A 24,676-nucleotide genomic window follows, 5' to 3' on the forward strand; every position below is an offset into this window, starting at 1 on the left:
GTCGCGGTTAGTGCAAGTGCTCTCTCATCATTGGAGTCCACTTGCTATGGTGGGGTCATGCAGGACATGGCACCGAAGGCACCCCGGAGCGCGAACGGCCGCGCCAACCAGAAGCTGCGGACGCGGGCGGCGATCGTCTCGGCCGCGGTCGAGCTGATGCGTACCGGCGGCGAGGTGACCATGCCCGAGGTCGCCAAGTCCGCCCTGGTGTCCGAGGCCACCGCCTACCGCTACTTCCCCGACCTGGCCAGCCTGCTCCAGGAGTCCATGGTCGGCGAGTGGCCGACCCCGGAAGAGGCGCTGCGCGCCGTCGCCGACTCCACCGACCCCGTGGAGCGGGTCGCTGCCGCGACGGAGCACCTGCTGCGACAGGTCCTGGCGTACCAGGGCGCCACCCGCGCCATGATCGCGGCCACCATCACCCGCCCCGGAGCCGGCACCACCCGCCCCGCGCTGCGCATCGGGCTCATCGACCACGCTCTGGCCCCGCTGGCGGACTCCCCCGGCACCGACCCCGCCACCCTGGCCCAGCTGAAGCGGGACCTCGCCGTCGTGATGAGCGCCGAGACCCTCTTCACCCTGACCGACCTGCTGCACCTCGACCCCGAGGACGCCATCACCAGCGCCGTCCACACCGCCACCACCCTCACCCGCGCAGCTGTCGGCGCCGAGCGTTCCTGACGCACCGTCACCCCAGCCCCGCCTGCGGCACCGTCACCCACCGGCCGTCACCCACCGGTCTGCGGACGGCCGGCCCGCCACCGCAGGCGCCGCGCGCGGTCGTCTCGGCCCGTGCGGACGGACCGGTCGATGCCGAGCAGGAGGACCGAGCCGATCGGCGCCACCGCTGCCGTCAACAGCCGCGGGCGCGGCGCGGCATGGCCCGCCACGTACACCGCGCAGCGGGCACGGCACGAAGGCCCGCTGCGCGAGTTCGTCGACCAGCTGCACAGCGGCCGGGTTCCGGCGCTCCGGGTTGCCGGCACCGCCGTCTTCCTCAACCGTGGCAAGCAGACCGCGCCGCTGGCCATGCGGGCCAACGTCGAGCACAACCACGTGCGGCACGACCAGGTCGTGATCCTCTCGATCGAGACCGAGCCGGTGCCCCGCGTCCCCGCCGACCAGCGGATCGCCACCGACAACCTCGGCTACACCGAAGACCAGATCATCCATGTCACCGCCCGGTTCGGCTACATGGAGACCCCCGACGTGCCCGCCGCGCTGACGATGCTCGACCCCGCACAAACCGAGGGACAGCTCCAACTCGACCAAACCTCCTACTTCCTGTCGAAGATCGAGCTCCGCCGCGGAGCGGCGCCGACCATGGCGCCCTGGCGCAAGCGGCTGTTCATCGCCACCTCCCACATCACGGCCGACGCCGCCGAGTACTTCGGCCTCCCCCGCGACCGCACGGTCATCATGGGCTCCCACATCGAGGTATAGCCCAACCGTCCTGGCGCGCCGCCGGCTACCTGCTGCTTCGGGAGACGCCGACGGCCGTACGACTTCCGTAATCGCGTCGAACCTCCCAGGAGCAGCTTCAAGGCATTCTCATGGAGTGGTGGACGACCAAACCTCCCGCCGCAGGCCGTACGACCTTCCGCTGCCTCCCCCGCCGGACGCACTCCGGCGCGGGCCGCTGCGCGAGGGCACCTTCCGTTCCGCGCTGCACGAGCCCCGCACGGCGGTCGTGCTCGGGCGCTGGCTCGGCGCGGCCCTACTCACGTGCTTCCTCACCGGTCTGCTCAGCCATCTGCTCCAACAGCCGCCGACCTGGCTGCGCGACCACCTGCCCAGCAGACCGGTCGACGGATACAGATTCACCCAGGGCCTGCACGTGATCTGCGGCATCGCCGCGATCCCGCTGCTCGGCGCCAAGCTCTGGACGGTCTACCCGAAGCTGTTCGAGTGGCCGCCCGCGCGCAGTGTCGCGCACGCCCTGGAGCGGCTGGGCATCGCCGTCCTGGTGGCCGCGATGCTGCTGGAACTGTTCACCGGCTTGCTCAACACCCTGCAGTGGTACCCCTGGCCGTTCCCGTTCCGCCAGACGCACTTCTGGATCGGCTGGCTGGCCACCGGCGGGCTACTGCTGCACATCGCCGCCAAAGCACCACTCATCGCCGAACACTGGCGACGCGTCAGGCCCACACTGGCCCAACGCCGAGCTTTCCTCACCGCGGTCACCGCCTCCGTCGGTCTGGTCACCCTCACCACCGCCGGCCAGTCGGTCCCCTGGCTGCGCACCCTCGACCTCTTCGCCCCACGCCGCCCCGACATCGGCTCCCAGGGCCTGCCCGTCAACCGCACCGCCGCCCAGGCCGGCACCACCGTCGCCCCAGCCGACTGGCAACTGACCGTCACCGGACCACGCCCCTACCAGCTCACCATGGCCGAGCTCCTGACCATGCCTCAGGTGACAGCCGAACTTCCGATCGCCTGCGTCGAGGGCTGGAGCGCCGGCGCCCACTGGACCGGAATCCGCCTGCGCGACCTCCTCGACCGCGCGGGCGCCCCGCCCAACGCCCGAGTACGCGTCACCTCGCTCGAGGCCGACGGCCCCTACCGGATCATGGAAATGCCCGCCCACTACGCCCGCGACCCCCTCACCCTGCTCGCACTGCGCGTCAACGGCGAAGTCCTCAACCCCGACCACGGCTACCCCGCCCGGATCATCGCCCCCAACCGCCCCGGCGTCCTGCAGACCAAGTGGGTCACCCGACTGGAGATCATCTGATGCCCGAGCAAGCCCGGCCGCAACTCGCCCTACGCGTCCTGCGCGCGGCCACCGGCCTGGCCGGTGTCGGCCTGATCGGCTACGGCCTCTACGGTCTGCTGCACGACAGCTACATCACCGACCCGACCGACGTGCTCTGGTGGGCAGTCGGCGGCCTGATCCTCCACGACGGCCTCTGGCTCCCCCTCGTCTGCCTGCTGGGAGCGGTGGCCGCCCGGAGCACGCCCGTGCGCAGCGGGCTGATCCTCGCGGCAGCGGTCACCGCCGTCGCCCTCCCCGCTGTCCTGCGCGCAGGCGAGAACCACGGCAACCCCAGCGTCCTGGCCCTCCCCTACCTGCGCAACTGGCTCCTCACCCTGGCCGCCATCGCAGTACTGAGCACAGTGTGGGCACTGCTCCGCCGGCGCACCCGACGCTGACACCTGACCACCCGCCCGGGGGCGATCTCCGGCTCGACGAGAATTCGGCACGGCAGCCGCCACGGGCAGGCTCGGGGACTCGACGTACTCCACCATTCTCGACCGGGAATTCAACATGATCACCCCGGAGAACGAGATGAAGTGGGACACCACCGAACCCTCTCGCGGGTCGTTCAACTTCGCCCCCGCCGATCTGGACAGGCCCTAGTAACTGTCGTAGCTGGGCTTACCGTTCGGCCGGTAGACGCCGACGACGGTGCCGCCCGCCGTCGTCGAGACGCTGACCGGCTCCAGCGCGGTGGGGATCGCTCCGCCGGCGAACAGCCGCTTGCCGGTGCCGAGGATCACCGGGTGGATGGTCAGCCGGTACTCGTCGACGAGTCCGTTGTGCATCAGGGTCTGGGCGAGATCGCCGCTGCCGACGACGTTGATGTCGCCGCCGTCGGACGCCTTCAGCTTGTGGAGCGCATCGACGATGTCGCCCTCCAGCAGCGTGGAGTTCTGCCACTCGACGGACGTCAGGGTCCGAGACGCCACGTACTTGTGCATGCTGTTCATCCGTTCGGTGAACGGGTTGGCGGGATCGGCGGTCGGCCAGTACGACGCGAAGATCTCGTACGTCTTGCGGCCGAGCAGCATCGCGTCGGAGTGCTCGTACCAACCGGCGATGGCCGTGCCGACCTCGTCGTCGTCGACCGGTTTCTGCCAGCCGCCGTGCTCGAAGCCGCTCCCAGCGTCCTCGTCCGGGCCGCCCGGCGCCTGCATGACGCCGTCGAGCGTCAGGAACGTGCAAACGATGATCTTGCGCATGGTGTGCTCCCCTCGTCGATGGGTAGACGGTACAACCGCCGGGAACCCATCGACGGAACCTCCGCGGGCAGCACTCGACGCGTCGCCGGAGGCCGGGCCGACCGTGCGGGTGCCCCATTCTCGGGGTTACCTCGCGATTCTCGGGGTTACCTCGCGAGCCGTCGGTGGACCTCGGCGCGGGCGGTGGCTGCGTCCGGGGCGGAGCGGGCCAGGTCGGCGAACTCCCGGCACTGGTCGAGGGTGTGGGCGGCGAGCGCAGCCCGTACCTCGGCGAGGCAGGAAGCCGCGGCTGACAGGCTGGTGACACCGAGGCCGACCAGCACCAGGGCGAGCGCCGGGTCGGAGGCCGCCTCGCCACAGACGCCGACCGGGCGGCCGTGCGCCGCGGCCGCGCCGGCGGTGGCCGCGACCAGTTCGAGCAGGGCGGGCTGCCAGGGGTCGAGCAGCTCGGCGAGGGTGCCGAGGGTTCGGTCGGCCGCGAAGGTGTACTGGGCCAGGTCGTTGGTGCCGATGCTGAGGAAGTCGCACACCTCGGCCAGCCGGTCGGCGCGCAGCGCGGCGGCGGGGACCTCGACCATGGCGCCGGCCAGCGGCAGGCCGTGGGCGCGCACCCGCTCCGCGAACTCGGCGGCCTCGCGCGGGATCGACACCATCGGGGCCATCACCCAGACCTCCGCCGTGCTCTCCCGGGCGGCGGCCGCGACGGCGGCGAGCTGGGTCTCCAGGAGCTCGGGGTCGCGGGTGGCGGTGCGCAGGCCGCGGATGCCGAGGGCGGGGTTCTCCTCGTCGGCGGCGGTGACGAAGGGCAGCGGCTTGTCCGCGCCCGCGTCCAGGGTGCGGACGACCACCCGGCGGCCGCCGAAGGCCGCGAAGACCTGTCGGTAGGCGGCGGTCTGTTCGGCCAGGCTCGGCGCCTCGGCGCGGTCCAGGAAGAGGAACTCGGTGCGGAACAGGCCGACGCCCTCGGCGTCGGCGGCGGCCGCGCCGGCCAGCTCGTGCGGGGCACCCAGGTTGACCAGCAGGGCCACCGGGTGGCCGTCGGCGGTGCGGCCGGGACCGCTGACCGCCGCCGCCCGCTCACGGCGCCGCCGCTCCTGCTCGGCGGCCCGTTCGACGGTGTCGGGGGTCGGGTCGGGTTCGACCACTCCGTCGGCACCGTGGACGAGCACCTGCCGGCCGTCGGTGAGCCGCTCGGCGTCGGCGCAGCCGACCACGGCGGGCAGGCCGAGCGCCTTGGCCAGGATGGCGGTGTGGCTGGTCGGCCCGCCGCGCATGGTGACCAGGGCGAGCACCTGTTCCGGGTCGAGCAGGGCGGTGTCGGCGGGTGCGAGGTCCTCGGCGACCAGCACGTACGGGTGGCCGGGGTCGGGCAGACCGGGCATGGGCAGGCCGAGCAGGTGGGCGATCGCGCGGTCCCGCAGGTCGTCCAGGTCGGTGGCGCGTTCGGCGAAGTAGCCGCCGGCTGCGAGCAGGGCGGCGCGGAAGCCGTCGAAGGTGGTGGCGAGGGCGTGCGGGCCGTCGGTGCCCTGGGCGACGAGGGCGGTGGCCTGGTCGGCCAGGGCCGGGTCGGCGGCCATCATCGCCTGTGCCTCGAGCACGTCGGCGCCGGGGCCGGCGGCCCTGGCGGCGCGTTCCTGCAGGTCGGCGACGAGGGCGGCGAGGGCGGTGCGCACGGCGGCCGCCTCCGCCCCGGGGTCGGCGACGGGACGTGGGGCGGGCAGCGCGGGTGCGGGAGACATCCGGGCGACCGGGCCGGCGGCGCTGCCGGTGCCGACCCCGATGCCGAGCAGCGTCCTGCTCACCGGGCGGCCTGCGCAGCGTCCAGGTCGGTGGCGAGCAGGTCGGCGAGCTCCGCCACGGCACCCTGGGCCGGCTCGCCCTCGGCGGTCAGTTCCAGGGTCTCGCCGTGACCGGCGGCCAGCGCGAGTACGGAGAGCAGGCTGCGGGCGTCCACCGGGGTCTGGCCGGGGCGGCCGACGGTGACCTTGACCGGCTGGCGGGCAGCGGCCTGGACGAAGACCGAGGCGGGACGGGCGTGCAGGCCGCTGTGCGAACCGACGGTGACCTGGAGTCGATGCATGAGAAGTCCTTCGGTGAGGCGGTCGGCGACCGGTGGGAGGAGGGCGCCGACGGGATAGGGGCGGTGGCGGCCCGCGCTGGGGGTGAAGCGCGGGCCGCCACCGCCGGCCCGGCTTCCGCAGTTCGGGGGCGGGTGCGGAGGCCGGGCAGTCTGTGGTTTCACGCCCGTTAGCGTGTTGTTTCGATTGGTTCTACGCCCGATCCGGGGGCCCTGTCAACACATTCGGGCATCCGTCCCACAGAAGCAGACTTTCGCCCGGAGCTCTTGCTTTTTCGGCGGCGAGGCGTATGGTTCGGGCTTAACCAGGCGTAAACAAACATGAAACGGACCCGATCCCACATGTACGCACCCGAGCGGCAGCAGCAGATCCTCCGGCTGGCCCAGGAACAGGGCCGGGTGGACGTTCCCACCCTCGCCGAGGACTTCGGCGTCACCCAGGAGACCATCCGACGTGACCTGAGCGCCCTGGACCGGGCCGGGCTGCTGCACCGGGTACACGGCGGCGCACTGCCTGCCGGAGCACTGCACCTGGAGCCGGGCCTGGCCGAGCGGGACTCCACCGCCGCCACCGAGAAGGAGCGGATCGCCAAGGCCGCGCTGGCCCTGCTGCCCGCCGAGGGCAGCGTGCTGCTGGACGCCGGGACGACCGTGTCCCGGCTGGCCGCTCTGCTGCCCGTCGACAGCACGCTGACCGTCGTCACCAACGCGCTCCCGGTGGCCGCCCGGCTGGCCGACCACCCGGGCCTGACCCTGCACCTGATCGGCGGCCGGCTGCGCCACCGTACTCAGGCCGCCGTCGACGCCTGGGCGCTGCGCGACCTCGCGGACGTCCACGCGGACGTCGCGGTCGTCGCCACCAACGGCTTCTCACCGGAGGGCGGGCTCTCCACGCCGGACCTCGCCGAGGCGGCGGTCAAGCGCGCCATGGTGTCCGGTGCCCGCCGGGTGGTGCTGGTGGCCGACTCCTCCAAGTACGGCGCCCGGCACTTCGCCCGGTTCGGCTCGCTGGAACAGGTCGATGTCCTGGTCACGGACACTGGACTGACCGACGAGCAGACCGCAGAGATCGAGAACCACGGACCGGAAGTCATCCGCGCATGATCGTCACCATCACCCCGAACCCCAGCCTCGACCGCACCTACGAGCTGGCGGACCTGGCCCAGGGCGAGGTCAATCGCGCCCGGGCCGACCGGCTCGACCCGGGCGGCAAGGGCGTCAACGTCTCGCGCGCGCTCACCGCCGCCGGGCACCGCACCACCGCCGTACTGCCGCTGGGCGGCCTGTCCGGGCAACTGCTCTCCGACCTGCTGCGCCGTCAGGGCATCGACGTGGCGGCCGTGCCGATCTCGGGCGACACCCGGATCAACGTCTCGATCGTCGAGGACGGCGGCTGCCTGACCAAGATCAACGCTCAGGGTCCGGAGCTCAGCACCGGCGAGTCCGCGGCCTTGCTGAGCATGATCGGCCAGGACTTCACGGGTGACGGAGTCGGCTGGCTGGCCTGCTGCGGAAGCCTGCCGCGCGGGCTGGCGCCCGAGTGGTACGCCGAGCTGGTGGCCCAGGTGCACTCGGGCGGGGCCAGGATCGCCCTCGACACCTCGGGGCCCGCCCTGCTGGCCGCGCTCTCCGCCCGTCCCGACGTGGTGAAGCCCAACCGCGAGGAGCTCGCCGAGGCCGTCGGCCGGCCGATCGCCACCATCGGCGACGCCGTGGACGCGGCCGGCGAACTGCGCAAGCTCGGCGCCCAGCAGGTGCTCGCCAGCCTCGGCGCCGACGGCATGCTGCTGGTCGCGGAGGAGGGCAGCTGGTACGGGACCGCGCCCGTGGCGGCGGTGCGCAGCGACGTGGGAGCCGGCGACGCCTCGCTGGCCGGCTTCCTCGGCGCCGGCGGCGCGGGACCCGAGGCACTCGCGGCGGCCCTGGCGCACGGCGCCGCCGCCGTACAACTGCCGGGCAGCGTGATGCCGACCCCGGCCGATCTGGACCCGGCCGCGGTGGTCGTGACGGCGGAGATCCCGCTGGAGCGAGCACTGAGCGGCTGAGAGCGGAGCCGCCGGCCCATCGCCGGTGACTCCGAACGCCCGACCGTGTGGGACGGAAGGGCACAGCACATCCCGGGGGCAAGGGAACCCGTCAAGCACCACCTCAGGCACCACAGTCGAAGGACCACGACGATGAGCGACACCGGCAGACTGATCACACCCGCACTCGTTGACCTCTACCTCGCCCCCGAGGAGAAGAGCGAAGCGCTGCACGCCCTCGCCCAACGGCTGGTCGCCGAGGGCCGGGTCACCGACCTCGACGGCTTCCTGGCCGACATCGCCGCCCGCGAGGCCCAGGCCCCGACCGGGCTCGGCGACGGCATCGGCATCCCGCACTGCCGCTCGGCCCATGTCACCCGGCCCAGCCTGGCCTTCGGGCGCAGCGCCAAGGGCGTCGACTTCGACGCCCCGGACGGGCAGCCGGCCGACCTGATCTTCATGATCGCGGCACCGGACGGCGCGGACGACACCCACCTGCAGATCCTCGCGGCACTGGCCCGCCGCCTGATGGACCCGGAGTTCACCGGGGCGTTGCGCGCCGCCGAGAGCCCGGCCCTGGTCGCCGCTCTGGTCAACGGCGAGGAGGCGCCCGCGCCGGCACCCACTCCGGTACCCGCACCGGCGGCGGCCGTGGCCGATGCCGATGCCGATTCGGTTGGCCCGCGCCTGGTCGCGGTCACCTCCTGTCCGACCGGCATCGCCCACACCTACATGGCCGCCAAGGCGCTGGAGCTGGCGGCCGCCCGGGCGGGTGCGCAGATCCAGGTGGAGACCCAGGGTTCGGCGGGTGCGACCCCGCTCGACCCGGCGGTGATCGCCGCCGCCGACGCGGTGATCTTCGCCCATGACGTGGAGGTCCGGGACCGCGCCCGGTTCGCCGGCAAGCCGACCGTGGACGTCGGCGTCAAGGCCGGTGTCAACCGCGCCGACCAACTGGTCGCCGAGGCTGTCCAGTTGGCCAGGGCAGCCGGTCCTGGCCGGAGCGCGGCTACGCCCTCCCCTTCGACGGTTGGGCGCAAGGACGAGCACTGGGCCCAGCGCCTGCGCAAGTACCTGATGACGGGCGTCAGTTACATGATCCCGTTCGTCGCGGCCGGCGGTCTGCTGATCGCCCTGGGCTTCGCCATCGGCGGCTACCAGATCGCCTCCGCGCCCTCGGTGCTCGGTCACTTCGACTGGACCTCCTCGCACAGCTGGGCGGCTCTCCTGTTCCAGACCGGCAAGGCCTCCTTCGGCTTCCTGGTGCCGATCCTGTCCGGCTTCATCGCGTACGCCATCGCGGACCGGGCCGCGCTGGCCGCCGGCATCGTCGGCGGCGCGATCTCGGTGGCCGTCGGGGCCGGTTTCCTCGGCGGTATCGTCTCCGGCCTGATGGCGGGCTTCCTGGTGCTGTGGATGGTGCGCTGGAAGGTACCGCAGGCGATCGCGGGCATCATGCCGGTCGTGGTGATCCCGCTGCTGTCGGTCGCCGCGGTGGGCTTCCTGACCTTCGTCGTGGTCGGCTCGCCGATCGCCGCCGCGATGCGCGGCCTGACCAACTGGCTGAACGGCCTCTCCGGTACCAACGCGATCCTGCTCGGCGTGCTGCTGGGCGCGATGATGGCCTTCGACATGGGCGGCCCGCTGAACAAGGTGGCGTACACCTTCGCCGCCGGTGCGCTCACCACCGCCGGCGCCACCCCGGACGCCGGCAGCCTCAAGGTGATGGCTGCGGTCATGGCCGCCGGCATGACCCCGCCGCTGGGCATGGCACTGGCGACCGTGGTCCGGCGCAGCCTGTTCACCGCCGAGGAGCGGGAGAACGGCAAGGCGGCCTGGGTGCTCGGCGCCTCCTTCATCACCGAGGGTGCGATCCCCTTCGCCGCCGCCGACCCACTGCGGGTCATCCCGCCCGGCATGGTGGGCAGCATGGCCGCGGGCGGCCTGTCGATGGCCTTCGGCTCCACCCTCCGAGCCCCGCACGGCGGCATCTGGGTCCTGCCGTTGATCGGCAGTCCGTTCCTGTACGTGCTCGCCATCACGGCCGGGACGGCCGTGACCGCCGGAGTCGTGGTCCTGCTCAAGGGCCTGCGACGGACCACTCCGGCGGTGGGCTCCCCCGCCACCACCCAGGAGCAGGAGCTGGTTGCGGCCTGACCGAGCGTCAGCGTGGCCCGGGAGCCCCGACGGGCCCCGGGCCACGAGCGTTCAGCCGCCCACGTGCAGCCCGAAACCCGTGCGGCCCGCGGGCTCCAGTCCCTCCTTCAGGTGCAGCGAGGGGAGCTCGTAGTCACCGAAGTTCTGCCGCCGGAACGCGATCGGCTCGGTCGACTCCAGGGTGACCAGGCGCTGCTTCCAGGCCTTGGCGACGTCCGGGTACTCCTCGGCGGTCATCCGGTCGGTGCCGTACAGCACGAACGGCGGCAGCACCTCGATGCCCGGGTAGTAGAGGATGCCGTGGTGGATCGGGAACAGCAGGTCGTCGATGGGGCCGTTGATCCCGCGAGCGGCGTAGTGCGACTCCGGACCGCCGGCGGTCACCGACAGCAGAGCCTTCCTGCCCGCGAGGGTGCCTTCGCCGAAGCGCTCGCCGTACTTGGTCTCGCTGTGCTCGCCGACGCCGTACGCGAAGCGGTAGGTGAACACCCGGTCCACCCAGCCTTTGAGGATCGCGGGCATCGTGTACCACCACAGCGGGAACTGGAAGATGATCGTGTCGGCCCACAGCAGCTTCTCCTGCTCGGCGAGGACGTCCGGGGTGAGCGTCCCGGCGTCGAAGGCCCGGCCCGAGTCCAGGGCGACCTTCAGCGGACTCGAGGCGTTGGGGCCGTAGTCCGCGGCGTCCACCACCGCCTTCCAGTTCATCGCGTACAGATCGCTCACCCGCACCTCGTGCCCGGCGGTCTCCAATGTGGACACCGCGAGGTCCTTCAGCGAGCTGTTGAGCGACTTCGGCTCCGGGTGGGCGTGGACGATCAGCGTCCTCATGGGAACTCCTTCGGATCGGATGCTTCGATCCTGGACGCCGCGGCGCCCGGCGTTCAGGGGCTCCGCTTCCGTCGGACTGGACTTCCTGGTACTGGCAGGACCACCTTCACGGGCACCATCGCGGCCATACTGAGGGCATGGACGATCTTGCCGGCTTCCTGCGGACCCGGCGTTCCCGGGTCGACCCGGCGGCCGTCGGCATCCCCACCGACAGCCGCCGCCGGGTCGAAGGGCTGCGCCGCGAAGAGCTCGCGCACCTGTCCGGAGTCAGCGTCGACTACTACGTACGCCTGGAGCAGGGCCGCGCGACCCAGCCCTCCGAGCAGGTCCTCGACGCGCTCGCCCGCGTCCTCGGCCTCGACGAGACCGAACGCGGGCACCTTGACCGGCTCGCCCGGCAGCGCCGCCGCCGCGCGAAGGCGCCCGCCAAGGGGGTCACCCCGGCCGGAGGCCGGGGGACGGTCCGGCCGCAGTTGCTGCGCGTCCTCGACCTGGTCGCCGACGCACCCGCACTGATCATGGACCACCGCCTGGACGTACTCGCCGGGAACCGCCTCGCCGGGCTCCTCTTCGGCCGGCCGATGCCGGGCCTGAACATCGCCCGGCACATCTTCCTGGAGGAGGCCGAGCGCGGCCTGTACGCGGACTGGGAGAACTGCACCCTCGACGTGGTCGGGCACCTGCGCCTGGCCGCCGGCCAGCACCCCGAGGACCCTCGCCTGGCCTCGCTCATCGGCGAGTTGGCGATGGGCAGCGAGCGCTTCCGCCGCCTCTGGGCCCGCGCGGACGTGCGCGCCCGCACACATGGACGCAAGGCGTACCGGCACCCGCTGGTCGGACTGCTGGAACTGCACCAGGAGAACTTCGCGCTGCCTGACGAATCGGGTATGGAGCTGCTGGTGCTGTCTGCAACCCCCGGCAGCCCCGCTGAGGACGGGCTGCGCCTGCTCGCGGGCCTGGGCGCGGACAGCTCTGACGCGCATCCCCCGGTGAACGCTCAGGTCCGCGAGTAACTCGACGACGCGTCTGATGACTTCGCCCCGCCGGCCACGTAATTGTGCCGATCACGGGCGCCTCCTCCACCAGGCGTCGATCGATCAGGGATGCTGGCCGGCCTTCGTCACATAGGCGTTGCCGGCCTGGGCGCAGCTCTGCTGCTGCCCCACCCCGGCCGGCAACGTCGCGGCCAGGTGCTGCATCACGGTGAGACGGTTTTCGTCGGTCACGCCGTTCTTCTGCAGCAGTTCGAGCACCGCCTGGACCTCGTCTCCGAGGCTGGCGCCCTGCTCCTGGCAGCGTGCGGAGAGGGTGTCGAAGGCACTGTTGTAGTCGGCCCCACTGCCGACGCCCGGCAGCTTCGCCGCAGTGTCCTGGCCACGGAGTTGCTCGCCCACGGTCGGGGCGGGGGCGGGGGCTGCCTTCTTGCCGCCGCCCGAGGTCGACACGACCGCCACCGCGATCGCGGCCAGCAGCAGGCAGAGCAGGAAAGCCCAGCGTCGCCGAGCCGAGTTCCCGGCACTGTGTCGCTCGCCGTCCATGCCGTCCCCCGCATCGTCATTTCGTTGTCGATCAACAGCCTGCCAGCAGGCCGACCTGCGTGCACCACCCTCCCGGGTTCGTGACAGAGGCGTGACCGAATGGCCAGTCAGAAGCCTCCGTGCAGGAAGATATGGAGCATGATCCAGGGGGCGATCTCGGCGACGCCGTACCAGATGGCGAGGCAGGCCAGCAACGCGATGGTGAACTGGCCGGGGACACTGCGTACGAACTTCTTCAGTCTCACATCGACTCTCGTGGTCCGGGCCCTGCAGGGCCGGCCGGGAGCTTCCGGCCGGCCCTGAGGGTTTCAGGCGTGCAGGTTACCCGCCAGCGCGTCCTGGAGGGCTGTCGCGTACGCGGTGGTGCCAGTCGCGGGTGAGCGGCAGCACCGAGCCCCCGCCAGCAACCACCCCGGCCCCGGCCTGCGCAGATTGACGAGGCGGGGAACGACCGGTTGCGCAAAGATGAATACCCATGCCGAATCCTGCACAAATGCCCTTCTGATGGTGCGCCTTCGCGCAGCGCTGCGCTAGCTTGACGGCCTGTCCGCCCCGTACGGCTCGACCGCACCCGGCTCGGCCGCGGACCCGCACCGGCCTCGCCGGCGGCAGTGGCGGCTGCCGCATCGAGCGGTGCGCCCGGACCCTGCTGTGTGGACGCCTATCCGCCCAGCCGTTGTCCGGGCCGGCCCCAGTACGGCCGGGGCCGCTCCCTCCAGCCAGCAGTACCGACCGAGACCCAGGTCTCCGAGGAGAACGAACATGCGCAGCAGCTCCGACCGCAGCCGGTGGATCCGGCGCGGCGCGGCATCCGCAGCCATCGCGGGGGCGGCCGCCCTGGCCACCGTCACGACGGCCCTCCCGGCGCAGGCCGCCGGCGGCCAGCCGACCGCGACCCCGATCCAGCACCTGGTGGTCATCTTCCAGGAGAACGTCTCCTTCGACCACTACTTCGGCACCTACCCGAACGCGGCCAACACCGCCGACGACAAGGTGAAGTTCACCGCGAAGCCGGGTACCCCGCAGGTGGACGGCCTCACCCAGGACCTGCTGCAGCACAACCCGAACAAGGCCAACCCCAAGCGGCTCGGCCCGGCCCAGGCGGTCACCTGCGACCAGGACCACGAGTACAAGGACGAGCAGCTCGCCTTCGACGGCGGCAAGATGGACCAGTTCATCGAGCACACCGACGTCGAGAGCTGCAAGGCGCCGATGTTCACCGAGCCCGGCCTGGTGATGGACTACTACGACGGCAACACCGTCACCGCGATGTGGAACTACGCGCAGCGGTTCGCGATGAGCGACAACTCCTTCGGCACCAGCTTCGGCCCCTCCACCCCGGGCGCGCTCAACCTGGTGTCCGGCCAGACCCACGGCGGCTACGCGGTCGACCCCAAGACCGGCCAGAAGACCACCGACCCGAAGGTGGTCTCCGCCGCCGACGCCAACGGGATCGGCACCGTCATCGAGGACCCGGACCCGGCCTTCGACGACTGCGCCAACACCTCGAACCACCTGGCGATGACCGGCAAGAACATCGGCGACCTGCTGACCGAGAAGAAGGTCAGCTGGGGCTGGTTCCAGGGCGGTTTCCGGCCCACCACGGCCGCCACCGACAAGACCCCGGCGGTCTGCGCCACCGCGCACGCCAACATCGTCGGCGCCTCGCGCGGCGACTACAACCCGCACCACGAGCCCTTCGAGTACTACCAGTCGACGGCCAACCCGCACCACCTGGCGCCCAAGTCGGTGGACGAGGTCGGCCACGACGGCCAGGCCAACCACCAGTACGACCTGACCGACTTCGACGCCGCGGTGAAGAACGGCACGCTGCCTGCGGTCAGCTACCTCAAGGCCGCGAACTACCAGGACGGCCACGCGGGCTACTCCGACCCGCTGGACGAGCAGAAGTTCGTCGTCGACACCGTCAACAAGCTCCAGCAGTCCAAGGACTGGGCCTCCACCGCGGTGGTCATCGCCTACGACGACTCCGACGGCTGGTACGACCACAAGTTCACCGCGCCGGTCAACGGCTCGCAGGACAAGGCGAACGACGCGCTCGACGGCGCCGGCCAGTGCGGCAAGGGCGCGGCCTGGGGCGGCTACGCCGACCGCTGCGGCTACGGCCCGCGCCTGCCGCTGCTGGTGCTCTCGCCCTACGCCAAGTCCAACTTCGTGGACCACACCCTGACCGACCAGTCCTCGGTCCTGCGCTTCGTCGAGGACAACTGGAAGACCGGCCGGATCGGCGACGCCTCCTTCGACGAGCACGCGGGCTCCATCGAGTCCATGTTCGACTTCAAGAGCCCGCAGAGCGCCACGCTGCTGCTCGACCCGGCCACCGGCCAGCCCGCCACCTCGGGTCAGCCCGCCACCGGCCAGCCCACCGCCGGTCAGCCGACCGCCTCGGGCCAGCCCGCGAGCGGTCAGCCCTCGAACGGGACTCCGAGCGGGTCCGGCGCCGCTGCGGCCTCCTCCCCGGCGGCCGGCAGCGGATCCTCGCTCGCCTCGACCGGTAGCAACACCGTGCCGGTCGCGATCACGGCGGGCGCACTGGTCGCCGTCGGCGCCGGTGTCGTCCTCGCCGTCCGGCGCAAGGGCCGCCGTCGCGCCGCCTGACAGCTGACGCCTGATAGCTGGCACCTGACACCTCGTCGGACGCACTCGGCGGTGGGAAACCGGCAGCCCCGGTTCCCACCGCCGAGTCGTATCCGAGGTAGTGGTGACACAGACGCGCAGGCCGTCTGCCGCACTTACCGAGGCACTGACACACACTGCGCAGAGCGGCACTACGGTCCCAGGGACCAGCCGACACCGCCCGACGGAAGCGCGCTGGTTCCGGTCGTCCAGGTCTATCGCCGGGACTGTGGTGCCCCTACGAGCACCCACGAGTAGGCGAAGTTGGCGGCTGTCGATGTCCCGATGACTTGCCGTCCACGCTGTAGGTCACGGAGGTCGCGTTCCCGCTGGCCACTGACGCGGTCAGCGGCACCGGTCCGGACTGCGCCCCGACGGGACGTTCACCACCACGCCTGACACACCCCGCGCTGGGCGACGCCCGCGTGGAGGGAGGCGCCCTGGACGCTCCCTAGGGTCTGACGCCGCGTCGGTCCAGCCAGCCGAGGACATAGTCCGCGACGGACCGCCAGCCGCTGTCCACGACCAGCGAGTGGCCCCGGTCGGCGAACTGCTTGAGGTCCGTCGGCGCCGTGGAGTCGCCGTACTCCTTGTACGCGCCGCGGGTCAGCCGGTCGGGTACCACGAGGTCCTCCTGGCCCGAGACCAGCAGCAGCGGGCCCCGCGCCGTGTTGGCGGTGTCCACCATGGCCTCCAGGCGGCGCGCGGCTCCGCCGCGGCCGAGTTCGCCGAGCAGCCGGCCCGGGCCGGGCACGGCGTACCGCTCGTGGAGCAGCGTGGCCTCCTCGCTGCTGACGGCATTGGCGAAGACCTCGCGGAAGCGCCCGACCGGGAGCTGCAACGGGACGTCCACCAGTCCACCGGCGCACCCCTCGTCGGGCGGTGGCGCCACGGCGCTGAACGGTGCCGGTGCGATGGCTACCGCCGCCCGCCCCAGGCCGGCGCCGATGAGCTGCTGTGCGATCAGTCCCCCGACCGAGTGCCCGACGATCACCGGCGGGACCTCGCAGGAGGCCACCACCGCGGCGTGGTGGTCGGTCAGGTCGTCCAGTCCGATGCCGGCCAGCGCCTCCGGACGCTCCCGTGCCTCCCGCACGGTCGCCGCCTCGCCCGGCCATCCGGGGGCGCGGGTGGTGTACCCGACGGCGGCGAAGCGCTCTTCCCAGCGCTCCCATGACAACGCGTGCAGCCACGCCCCGTGGATGAACACGACGGGAGTACGGATCACAGCCGGCCCTCCGAACACGATGACGACGCGCCGACGAGCGGCGCCCCTCCCAGCATCGGGCCGGCGGCCGCGCCCGGGATCAGTCGGATGACTGCATGCGAGCGCGTGCGGACGCGTATGGGGGGCGGAATCCTTCCCAGGCAGAAACCTGTCTCTGTTGGCTGCCGGATTCCGGGGTGATCGTAGAGGTGTTCCTTCCCGCACATTGCTCCTTCCCGCACAGCGTTCCTTCCCGCACAGCATTCCTTCCCGCACCGGAGAACCGAGGAGACTTCCATGGCCAGGACCGCCGTCACCTTCGACAGCGCCGGCATCCCGATCGCCGCCCATCTCTACACGCCCGACCTCCCGGCCGCCGGTCCGCTCGCGGCACTCGTGGTCGGCCATCCGGGCACTGGTGTGAAGGAGCAGACCGCCGGCACCTACGCCCAACTGCTGGCGGAGCGCGGCTTCGTCACCCTCGCGTTCGACGCCGCCCACCAGGGGGAGTCCGGCGGCATGCCCCGCGGGTTGGAGGACCCCGGGCAGCGGGTCGAGGACTTCAAGGCCGCCGTCTCGTACCTGGGCACGCGCGAGGTGGTCGACGCCGACCGGATCGGCCTCCTCGGCATCTGCGCCTCCGGCGGATACGCCCTGTCCGCGGCCGGCGGCGACCACCGCGTCAGGGCCGTCGCCACCGTCAGCGGCGTCGATGTCGCACGGCAGTTCCGGTACGGCGCCGACGGCACCCAGGACCCGGCCGTCTTCCGGAGCCTGCTCGACGCCGCCGCCCGGGCCCGGAGCGCGGCGGCCCGCGGTGAGGACCCCGGGGTGCTGACCGTCTTCCCCGGGACGGCCGAACAGGCCCGCGCGCTCGGTGGGGAGCACGGCCTCGAGGGCTTCGAGTACTACTGCACTCCCCGTGGTGGGCACGAGCGCTCGGCCAGATTCCTGACCTGGTCAAGCGTCGACCGGCTCGCCTCTTTCGACGCCTTCCACGCCGTCCCGCTGATCGGCCCCCGCCCGCTGCTGCAGATCGTCGGCAGCCGGGCCGTCACCTCCTGGATGGCCGTCGACGTCCACCACCGCGCGACCGGGCCCAGGGAGCTCCACTGGATCGAGGGCGCCAGTCACGTCGACCTCTACGACGACGAGAAGCACATCGCCTCCGCCGTCGACCGGCTCACCGACTTCTTCACCGATCCGCAGTCCATGACGTGAGGATGCGCAGCGCGTCGTGGGCGGGACTGCCGGGCTCGGCCGTCAGCACCATCAGCCGGCCCGACCCGTCGGGACTGTTCCAGGTGTCGCAGTCCAGGGTGAGGTCACCCACCACCGGGTGCCGGTAGTGCTTCGAGCCGTAGTGCGAACCGATGACCCGGTGCTCCGCCCACCAGCTCCTGAAGTCCTCGTCCTGGAGCGAGAGTTCGCGGACCAGCCGATCCAACTCCGGGTCGTCGCCCTGCGTTGCGGCGGCCATCCGCAGCGCGGCTACGGCGTCGCGGGCGTCGTGCTCCCACTCCCGGTGCATGCTCCGGATCGCCGGGTGCGTGAACAGCAGCCGCACGTAGTTGCGCCGGGTCGGCGGCAGGGCGGAGAAGTCGGTGAACAGGCCGGTGGCCGCGCTGTTCCACGCGAGGACGTCCAGGCGGTTCCCGAGCACGAGGGCGGGGGTCGGCGTCAGCTGGTCCAGCAGGCGCTGGACGGCCGGCCGCACCCGCCGGACGGGTTCGCGCCGGCGTGGTCGCGCCTCGGTCCGGCCGGCGAGTTCGTGGAGGTAGTGCTGCTGGTCCTCGTCGAAGCGCAGCGCACGGGCCAGCGCAGCCAGCACCGAGGCGGAGGCGCGCACCCGGCCCTGTTCGAGCCGGGTGTAGTAGTCCACGCTGATGGCGGCCAGCCGCGCGACCTCCTCCCGGCGCAGTCCGGGCACCTTGCGCGGGGAGTCCGTCTCCGGCAGGCCGTAGTCGTGCGGCGCCAGTTGGCCCCGCCGGGCCCTGAGGAAGGCCCCGATCTCCCCGGGTTCGGCTGTCATGGCTGGGCTCCTCGCCTTCCTGCCCGGATCACTTCTCGGCCTTCAGAGGTCCGGCGAGCGACTTGCGCAGGGCGGAAGGGGCGACCACCGGCAGCAGCGAGGCCAGCATCTTGCCCTTGAGACCGGCCGGCTCGCGGGTCAGTCGGACGTCGACGCGGGTGCCCCGCCCCTCGGGGGTCATCGTGAAGACCCAGCCGCCGCCGGCCCCGAAGAGCTTGGAATCGAGCGTGGTGATGGTGACCTCGTTGCCCTCGGGGTCCCACTGGTAGCGCGCACGCTCCCAGGCTGCCGCGGTGCCCTCGGTCACCTCGGCGAAGGTGTCGCCGAGTTCGTGCACCGTGAAGTGCTCGGCGTCGATCGTGGGCCAGGCCTGGGGGCGGGAGGGACCGAAGTCGGTGAGCACGCCCAGCACCTCCTTGGGGCTGAGGGTGGAGATGAGGTGGATGCGTACGACTGTCATGGCACGTCCTTGATGAGGAGTTGGGACTCAGAGGTGGTCGGCGTCGACGACGGCCTGGGCGAAGGCGGTGGGAGCCTCCTGGGGGAGGTTGTGGCCGACGCCGCTCAGGGTGCGGTGGACGTAGGGGCCGGCGAAGAAGGAGCGGTAGGCGCTGCCGTCGCCGGGAGCCGTGAACGGGTCCAGCGCCGGGTCGAGCGTGACCGTGGGCACGGTGATCCTGGGGCGGGCCGCGAGCTTCCTCTCTAGAGCGTCGTAGCAGCGCTCCCCGTCGGCGAGCCCCAGGCGCCAGCGGTAGTTGTGAATGACGATGGCCGGGTAGTCGGGGTTCTCGAACGCCGCCGCGGTGCGCGCGAAGGTGGCGTCGTCGAAGTGCCAGTTGGGCGAGACGGTGTCCCAGACCAGGCGGCACAGGGCAGGTCGGTCGATGGGGCTCTCCATCGCCAGGCGGCCGCGCTCGGTGGCGAAGTAGAACTGGTACCACCAGGTGTGCTCGGCCGCGGCGGCCAGCGGCTTCGCCTGCGCCGCGACGTCGGTGATGAGGTATCCGCTGACCGACACCAGCGCGCTGACCCGCTCGGGCCACAGGGCCGCGATGATGTCGGCGGTGCGCGAACCCCAGTCGAAACCGGCCAGGACCGCCCGGTCGATCCTGAGGGCGTCCATCAGCGCGATGATGTCGACGGCGATCGCGGACTGCTGGGCGTTGCGGAAGGTGCCGGCGGACAGGAAGCGGGTGGTCCCGTGTCCGCGCAGGTAGGGGACGATGACCCGGTAGCCCGCCGCGGCCAGCAGCGGGGCCACGTCGACGAAACTGTGGATGTCGTAGGGCCAACCGTGCAAGCAGATCACCACGGGACCGTGCGCCGGACCGACCTCGGCGTAACCGATGTCCAGCACCCCGGCGCGGACCTGCTTCAGCCTGGTGAACTCCGTGTGGGTGCCCGGGACCACCGCCGGCACGGTGGGCGCCGGCCCGCGGGTGCCGCCGGGTCGCCCGGCGCTCGCGGCGGTCGCCGCCGTGGGCAGGCCGATCGCCGAGACGGCGGTCGCGCCCGCGCCCAGTCCGACGGCCCTGCTGAAGCTGCGCCTGTTCATGATCGGTCCTCCGTTGCTCGTACTCGCCGGTGTCGAGTGCTGTAGGGGTGGTAGCACCGACTCTCGGGCCGGCGGGAGACAGCCGCATCCGTCAGTTGACGGTGAGTCGTGACCGAGGTCATCGCGGTCATCGCGGGAGCGACGGTCATCGCGGGAGCGACGGTCCGTCACGGGTGACCGCCCCGCCCGGTTCCGCACTGCCGTCGGGCTCGTCCGCCAGCCACCGGGCGTGGTGGCGCCGCGCACAGCTCCGGTCGACGTGGCCCGTACGCATGCCCCGCCTCGCCTCCGGGTCCTGGTACGCCTTGCGCAGGTGGCCGAACAGGACGAGGGCGATCGCCCAGGCCAGGACGTCGTGCACGAAGATCGCACTGGTGCGGGAGATGAAGGGGAACAGCCCGGTGCACCACATCAGCAGTCCGGTGAACACCATCACCAGGACCGTTCCGGCGATCCAGCCCGCGTAGAGCTTCTGACCGGCGTTGAACTTGCCGGCCGGGCGGCTCGCGGGTGAGGTCAACCGCCGGCGGACCGCACGCAGCCACTGCCTGTCGTACTCCGCGAACCGGTTCAGCCGGGGCAGGTCCGCCCGGAGCGCGGGCGACAGCAGACCGAGCAGCAGCGGCGCCGGCAGCAGAATACTGTCCCCCACCTCGGGTGCCGGACGGCATAGGTAATCCGACCAGAGCCGGAATCGCGTCGTCGGCGGGGCGGACCCGCTAAGTCATCTGACTGATGCCCAGCCCGGCTGCGCCGTGTACTGTGCCGCACCACCATGCGCAACCAGGGCCTCAGCCCGGGGGTTCCGGACCTCGCCGATGCGGCGCGGGGCGACGAGCGCCGCGTCCCGCACGTCATCGCTCCGAACGCTCCGGGGTGACCGGTGTCCGCTCGGTGAAGTGGATGGTTGCCATGGGGTTCTCCCTGCGCTCCTTACGTCGGTGGCCTGAACGGCTGACCTCAGACTCCCCGGCGGCGGCGCCCCGTCGAGCCGGTGCCGGACACTGGTCGCCCCCCGGCCCGGGTACGGGCCAGGGTTCGGCACCGGCTCGACGGGCCCGCGGTCCCGGGATCGTGGTCGGTGGATGCCGACCGGCTTCCATGGCGGCTAAGGAGCTGGCGATGGTGGAATTCAAGATCGAGGTCGTGGTGGTCCCGGTGTCGGACGTGGACCGGGCCAAGGAGTTCTACACGCGTATCGGGTTCCGCGAGGACGTCGATTTCTCCGGCCCCGGCGGCTTCCGGGTCGTGCACCTGACCCCGCCCGGTTCGACCGCGTCGCTCATCATCGGCAGCGGCGTGACCGACGCGGCGCCGGGCTCCGAGCGCGGTGTGCATCTGATCGTGGACGACGTCGTCGCGGCCCGCGCCGAGTTGGCGGCCGCCGGGGTGGAGGTCAGCGAGGTCTTCCACGACGCCGGCGGAGTCTTCCACCACGCCGGCACCGCCGAGCGGGTCGCCGGCCCGCACCCGGCGCGGCAGTCGTACGGCTCGTTCGCGTCGTTCGTCGACCCGGACGGCAACACCTTCGTCCTGCAGGAGGTCACCACGCGGCGCGCAGGCCGGATCAGCCACGTGGTCTACCGATCCGCCGAGGAGCTCGAGTCGGCGCTGCGCGACACGGCGCTGGCCCACGGCAAGTACGAGGGCGAGCTCGGCCACCCGGATCCGGACTGGCCGGCGTGGTACGCCGCTCACCTGGCCCGGGCGGCCGGGCTCGGCAGCTGAGCGGCGTTGTTGGAGCTGCCGGGCGGTGCGAGCGAGATCAGGAAGGGGCAGGGCGGTATGAAGTCGACCACCATCACGATGGTGGGCCGCGAGGACGAGCAGGCGGAACTCATGGCGTTCGTGAAGTCCGCCACGGGCCAGGCTCTCGTCCTGCGAGGGGAGACGGGGGTCGGCAAGAGTTCCCTGTTGGGCCACGCCGCCGCGCTGGCGGAGCAGGAGGGCCACGTCCTCGTCCGGGCCGCCGGCGTCGAGGCGGAGTCCGCGCTGCCCTATGCCGGGCTGCACCAGTTCCTGCATCCGCTGCTCGCCGACGTCGCACAGCTGGACGAGGTCGCACCGCTGGACGCCCGAACCCGGGCCGTGTTCGACGCCGTGTTCAGCGGAGTGCAGGGCGATCCGCCCTCGGTCATGACGCTCGGCATCGCCGTTCTCAACCTGCTGTCAGTCGCCACGGCGAAGCAACCGCTGCTGCTGGTCCTCGACGACGGGCAGTGGCTGGACGACGCCAGCGCCGATGTCTGCGGCTTCGTGGGCCGACGCCTGGCCGGCAGCCCGGTGAAGCTGCTGGTCGCGGTCCGTACCGACATCACATCGCGCTTCGACACCGCCGCACTGCCCGAACTGCCGATCGCCGCCCTCGCCGACGAAGACGCGGCACGCCTGCTGGACCGTCGGTACCCGGATCTGGGCCGACAGCTCCGCCGAACCGTGCTGGAGCAGGCCCAGGGCAACCCGCTGGCCTTGCTGGAGCTGCCCGCCCACTTCGCCGGCCGGTCGAACGACCTCCTGGCCGAAGACCTCGTCGGTCAGCACGGCCTGCCGTTGCCACGGCGCCTGCAACGGCTGTTCGGCGCCCGCATCGCAGCCCTCGACGAGCGGGTGCGGGCCGAGTTGCTGATGGGCGCGCTCGACGGCGCCGGGACCCCGAGCGGCGCCGAGGCCGTCCCCGGCACGCGCTACGGCACCCGCTACGGCATGCGCGACGCCGACGCGGCAGTGGCCGCCGGGCTGCTCGACATCGAGGCGACCACCGGCGACGTCGTCTTCCGCCACCCGCTGGTGCGTTCCGCCGTCGTGCAGATGGCCACGCCCAACCAGCGCCGCGCCGCGCATCTGACGCTGGCTCAGGTTCATCGGGAGAACCTCGAACGCCGGGCGACGCACCTGGCAGCGGCAACGGTCGATCCCGACGAGGACGTGGCCGACATCCTGGAGGCGGCGGCCGAGTCGGCGACCCGGCGCGGCGGCGCGCTGGCGGCCGTGACCTGGCTGACCCGGGCCGCCGAGCTCAGCGAGAACCACACCGACCGGTCCCGACGGCTGGCCGACGCGGCCTTCGTCGCCGGTCACGCCGCCCGCCTCGGCCAGGCACACCGGCTGGTCCAGGCGGGCCTCACCGCCGGTTCGACGCAGTCGCCGGCCTCGGTCCTGACGGCCGCTTACCAGGCGCTCTACCAGGACGGGGACGTCCGCTCCACCCACCGACAGGTCTCGGCCGCGATCGAGAAGCTGCGGGACGGCGCGCCCGTGGAATCCCGGGAGGTCCTCACCCGGCTGGTGATCCTTCTCCTGGCGATCAGTCAGTACAGCGGGGACCGCGCGACCTGGGAGAGCACGCACCGACTCCTCGCCTCCATGGGGAGCCTCGTCACCGAACGCTCACGTCTCTACAGCGGCACCTGGAGCGATGTGACCAGGCACGGGGCCGACTGGGCCGAGCCGGTGCGACAAGCCGCCGCGAACCTGCCGGATCTGGAACCCTGGGACGTCACGCGGTTGGGCGCGGCCGCGTACCACCTCGACATCCTGAGCCACTACCGCCCCCACCTGCAGCGCATCGTGGACCGCGAGTTGGAGACCGGGGCCGTGGCCACCGGCATGGTGATGCTGCACCAGATCATGCTCGACCAGCTGGCGGTCGGCGAATGGGCCGAGGCTGAGCACACCGGACAGCGCGGCCTGGACCTGGCGGCCGAGCACGGCCACCATCTGTTCGCCGCCCAGAGCCGCGCGTACCTGGCCCAACTCGCGGCGCTGCGCGGACAGGTCGGGCGGGCGCGGGACCTGCAGGCCGAGGTGGACGCCTGGGCCCGCCCGCGCGGACTGGGGTTCCTCACCCAGGTCGCCGACTCCGCCGGCGCGACCGCCGCGCTGAGCTGCGGCGACTACGAGGCCGCGTACCTCTACGCCATCGGCATCACCCAGCCGGGCACGTTCCGGCCCTATGCGTATCAGGCCTCGCGCACCCTGCTCGATCTCGTCGAGGCCGCCCAGCACACCGGACGCGTCGAGCAGGCCCGGGCGCACGCCCTCGCTGCCCGCGAGGCCGGTCTGCCGCTCGTGTCACCCCGCCTGGGGCTGATCACCTACGGCGCGCTCGCGATGACCGCCGAAAGCGAGCGTGAGGCCGCCGAGATGTTCGCGCGGGCCGAGTCCCATCCGGACGCCGCCCGCTTCCCGTTCGAGCTGGCCCGGATCCGGCTGGCGCACGGCATCCGGGTGCGCCACGTCCAGGGCCGGGCGACGGCGCGGCAACACCTGGTCCCGGCGGCCGAGGCGTTCGAGCGGCTGGGCGCGGCCGGCTGGACCGAGCGGGCTCGGGCCGAACTGCGCGCCACCGGGGCCCCGCCCCGCGCCTCGACGCTGAACCTGGCCTCGCTGACCTGGCAGGAACGCCGCATCGCCGACCTGGCCGCCGGCGGCCTGACGAACAAGGAGATCGGCGAGCGGATGCACCTGTCGCCGCGCACCGTCAGCTCGCACCTGTACCGCATCTTCCCCAAGCTGGGTGTCACGACCCGGGCGGCGCTGCGCGACGCGCTGAGCCGGACCGAGACCGACCGTCCATCGGGGGGTGGGTGAAGGAGCGCCCGCCGCAGGAGGCGCCGACGGCGTTCGCCCAGGCCGTGGTGGACGCCGACCATCTG

The 24,676-nt window shown here is 72.1% G+C and carries 22 protein-coding genes and 2 pseudogenes; 13 read left to right on the forward strand and 11 right to left on the reverse strand.

What is annotated here, in order from left to right:
* Positions 1–57: 57 nt before the first annotated feature.
* From BR98_RS14315 to BR98_RS37945, 5 genes and pseudogenes are all read left to right on the forward strand, one after another.
* Positions 58–681, forward strand: coding sequence for a TetR/AcrR family transcriptional regulator (locus BR98_RS14315; RefSeq protein WP_232247418.1), 624 nt, complete (start codon positions 58–60; stop codon positions 679–681).
* A 129-nt stretch (positions 682–810) separates the two neighbouring features.
* On the forward strand, positions 811–1,443 hold the full coding sequence (locus BR98_RS14320) for a KUP/HAK/KT family potassium transporter (RefSeq protein WP_035844915.1): 633 nt from the start codon (positions 811–813) through the stop codon (positions 1,441–1,443).
* A 160-nt stretch (positions 1,444–1,603) separates the two neighbouring features.
* Positions 1,604–2,734, forward strand: coding sequence for a molybdopterin-dependent oxidoreductase (locus tag BR98_RS14325; protein ID WP_407639528.1), 1,131 nt, complete (start codon positions 1,604–1,606; stop codon positions 2,732–2,734).
* The gene (locus BR98_RS14330; protein ID WP_035844917.1) at positions 2,734–3,153 is read left to right on the forward strand and encodes a hypothetical protein; all 420 of its coding nucleotides are present in this window, start codon (positions 2,734–2,736) and stop codon (positions 3,151–3,153) included. Before BR98_RS14325 ends, BR98_RS14330 begins: the two co-directional genes overlap by 1 nt.
* Positions 3,154–3,190: 37 nt before the next feature.
* Positions 3,191–3,346 (forward strand): annotated as a pseudogene (locus tag BR98_RS37945) (endo-1,4-beta-xylanase); the annotation flags it as partial.
* A gap of 11 nt (positions 3,347–3,357) precedes the next feature.
* On the opposite strand, the gene BR98_RS14335 reads toward BR98_RS37945, so the two are convergent.
* From BR98_RS14335 to BR98_RS14345, 3 genes are all read right to left on the reverse strand, one after another.
* On the reverse strand, positions 3,358–3,963 hold the full coding sequence (locus BR98_RS14335; protein ID WP_035844920.1) for a dihydrofolate reductase family protein: 606 nt from the start codon (positions 3,961–3,963) through the stop codon (positions 3,358–3,360).
* Between the two features lie 146 nt (positions 3,964–4,109).
* Positions 4,110–5,765, reverse strand: a complete 1,656-nt coding sequence (gene ptsP / locus BR98_RS14340) for a phosphoenolpyruvate--protein phosphotransferase (RefSeq protein ID WP_035844922.1) — start codon at positions 5,763–5,765, stop codon at positions 4,110–4,112.
* A complete protein-coding gene (locus tag BR98_RS14345; RefSeq protein WP_035844924.1) occupies positions 5,762–6,043 on the reverse strand; it encodes an HPr family phosphocarrier protein in 282 nt (93 codons plus the stop codon). Before BR98_RS14345 ends, ptsP begins: the two co-directional genes overlap by 4 nt.
* A gap of 339 nt (positions 6,044–6,382) precedes the next feature.
* On the opposite strand from BR98_RS14345, the gene BR98_RS14350 reads away from it, so the two are divergent.
* The 3 genes from BR98_RS14350 to BR98_RS14360 all read left to right on the forward strand — a co-directional run bounded on the left by BR98_RS14350 (position 6,383) and on the right by BR98_RS14360 (position 10,221).
* A complete protein-coding gene (locus tag BR98_RS14350; RefSeq protein WP_035844927.1) occupies positions 6,383–7,144 on the forward strand; it encodes a DeoR/GlpR family DNA-binding transcription regulator in 762 nt (253 codons plus the stop codon).
* Complete coding sequence (pfkB, locus tag BR98_RS14355; protein WP_035844929.1) at positions 7,141–8,085, forward strand: 1-phosphofructokinase; 945 nt, start codon at positions 7,141–7,143, stop codon at positions 8,083–8,085. Before BR98_RS14350 ends, pfkB begins: the two co-directional genes overlap by 4 nt.
* A gap of 132 nt (positions 8,086–8,217) precedes the next feature.
* The gene (locus tag BR98_RS14360) at positions 8,218–10,221 is read left to right on the forward strand and encodes a PTS fructose transporter subunit IIABC (RefSeq protein ID WP_035844933.1); all 2,004 of its coding nucleotides are present in this window, start codon (positions 8,218–8,220) and stop codon (positions 10,219–10,221) included.
* Positions 10,222–10,272: 51 nt separating this feature from the next.
* On the opposite strand, the gene BR98_RS14365 is transcribed toward BR98_RS14360, so the two are convergent.
* Positions 10,273–11,052: an NAD(P)H-dependent oxidoreductase gene (locus BR98_RS14365; protein WP_035844935.1), complete on the reverse strand. Its 780-nt coding sequence runs from the start codon at positions 11,050–11,052 to the stop codon at positions 10,273–10,275.
* 137 nt (positions 11,053–11,189) lie between these two features.
* Here BR98_RS14365 and BR98_RS14370 point away from each other — a divergent pair, with 137 nt between their 5' ends.
* Positions 11,190–12,065, forward strand: coding sequence for a helix-turn-helix transcriptional regulator (locus BR98_RS14370; protein WP_035844937.1), 876 nt, complete (start codon positions 11,190–11,192; stop codon positions 12,063–12,065).
* Positions 12,066–12,149: 84 nt separating this feature from the next.
* Here the strand turns inward: BR98_RS14370 and BR98_RS14375 are convergent, their stop codons facing one another.
* Together BR98_RS14375 and BR98_RS39355 are read right to left on the reverse strand one after the other, a co-directional pair.
* On the reverse strand, positions 12,150–12,590 hold the full coding sequence (locus tag BR98_RS14375; protein WP_035844939.1) for a hypothetical protein: 441 nt from the start codon (positions 12,588–12,590) through the stop codon (positions 12,150–12,152).
* Between the two features lie 107 nt (positions 12,591–12,697).
* Complete coding sequence (locus BR98_RS39355; protein ID WP_157537767.1) at positions 12,698–12,835, reverse strand: hypothetical protein; 138 nt, start codon at positions 12,833–12,835, stop codon at positions 12,698–12,700.
* A gap of 517 nt (positions 12,836–13,352) precedes the next feature.
* Here BR98_RS39355 and BR98_RS14380 point away from each other — a divergent pair.
* A complete protein-coding gene (locus tag BR98_RS14380) occupies positions 13,353–15,209 on the forward strand; it encodes a phospholipase C (RefSeq protein ID WP_035844940.1) in 1,857 nt (618 codons plus the stop codon).
* Positions 15,210–15,678: 469 nt separating this feature from the next.
* On the opposite strand, the gene BR98_RS14385 is transcribed toward BR98_RS14380, so the two are convergent.
* Positions 15,679–16,455: an alpha/beta hydrolase gene (locus BR98_RS14385; RefSeq protein WP_035844941.1), complete on the reverse strand. Its 777-nt coding sequence runs from the start codon at positions 16,453–16,455 to the stop codon at positions 15,679–15,681.
* Positions 16,456–16,731: 276 nt separating this feature from the next.
* On the opposite strand from BR98_RS14385, the gene BR98_RS14390 reads away from it, so the two are divergent.
* On the forward strand, positions 16,732–17,655 hold the full coding sequence (locus BR98_RS14390) for an alpha/beta hydrolase (protein WP_035844943.1): 924 nt from the start codon (positions 16,732–16,734) through the stop codon (positions 17,653–17,655).
* On the opposite strand, the gene BR98_RS14395 is transcribed toward BR98_RS14390, so the two are convergent.
* The 4 genes and pseudogenes from BR98_RS14395 to BR98_RS14410 all read right to left on the reverse strand — a co-directional run.
* Positions 17,630–18,466, reverse strand: coding sequence for a helix-turn-helix domain-containing protein (locus tag BR98_RS14395; RefSeq protein ID WP_035844945.1), 837 nt, complete (start codon positions 18,464–18,466; stop codon positions 17,630–17,632). The genes BR98_RS14390 and BR98_RS14395 overlap by 26 nt on opposite strands.
* A 28-nt stretch (positions 18,467–18,494) precedes the next feature.
* Positions 18,495–18,926, reverse strand: a complete 432-nt coding sequence (locus BR98_RS14400) for an SRPBCC family protein (protein ID WP_035844947.1) — start codon at positions 18,924–18,926, stop codon at positions 18,495–18,497.
* Between the two features lie 27 nt (positions 18,927–18,953).
* Entirely contained in the window at positions 18,954–20,024 is a 1,071-nt protein-coding gene (locus BR98_RS14405) for an alpha/beta fold hydrolase (RefSeq protein ID WP_035852159.1), read from the reverse strand.
* Positions 20,025–20,166: 142 nt separating this feature from the next.
* Positions 20,167–20,661: pseudogene (locus BR98_RS14410) on the reverse strand (cytochrome b/b6 domain-containing protein); the annotation flags it as partial.
* Between the two features lie 482 nt (positions 20,662–21,143).
* Between BR98_RS14410 and BR98_RS14415 the strand changes: the two are divergent.
* Both BR98_RS14415 and BR98_RS14420 read left to right on the forward strand, forming a co-directional pair.
* A complete protein-coding gene (locus BR98_RS14415) occupies positions 21,144–21,749 on the forward strand; it encodes a VOC family protein (RefSeq protein ID WP_083976568.1) in 606 nt (201 codons plus the stop codon).
* Positions 21,750–21,806: 57 nt separating this feature from the next.
* Positions 21,807–24,611 (forward strand): helix-turn-helix transcriptional regulator, encoded by a 2,805-nt coding sequence (locus BR98_RS14420; protein WP_035844949.1) that lies wholly within the window; start codon positions 21,807–21,809, stop codon positions 24,609–24,611.
* The last annotated feature ends 65 nt before the right edge of the window (positions 24,612–24,676 follow it).

This window comes from Kitasatospora azatica KCTC 9699 (genome assembly GCF_000744785.1).
Taxonomy (GTDB): Bacteria; Actinomycetota; Actinomycetes; order Streptomycetales; family Streptomycetaceae; genus Kitasatospora; species Kitasatospora azatica.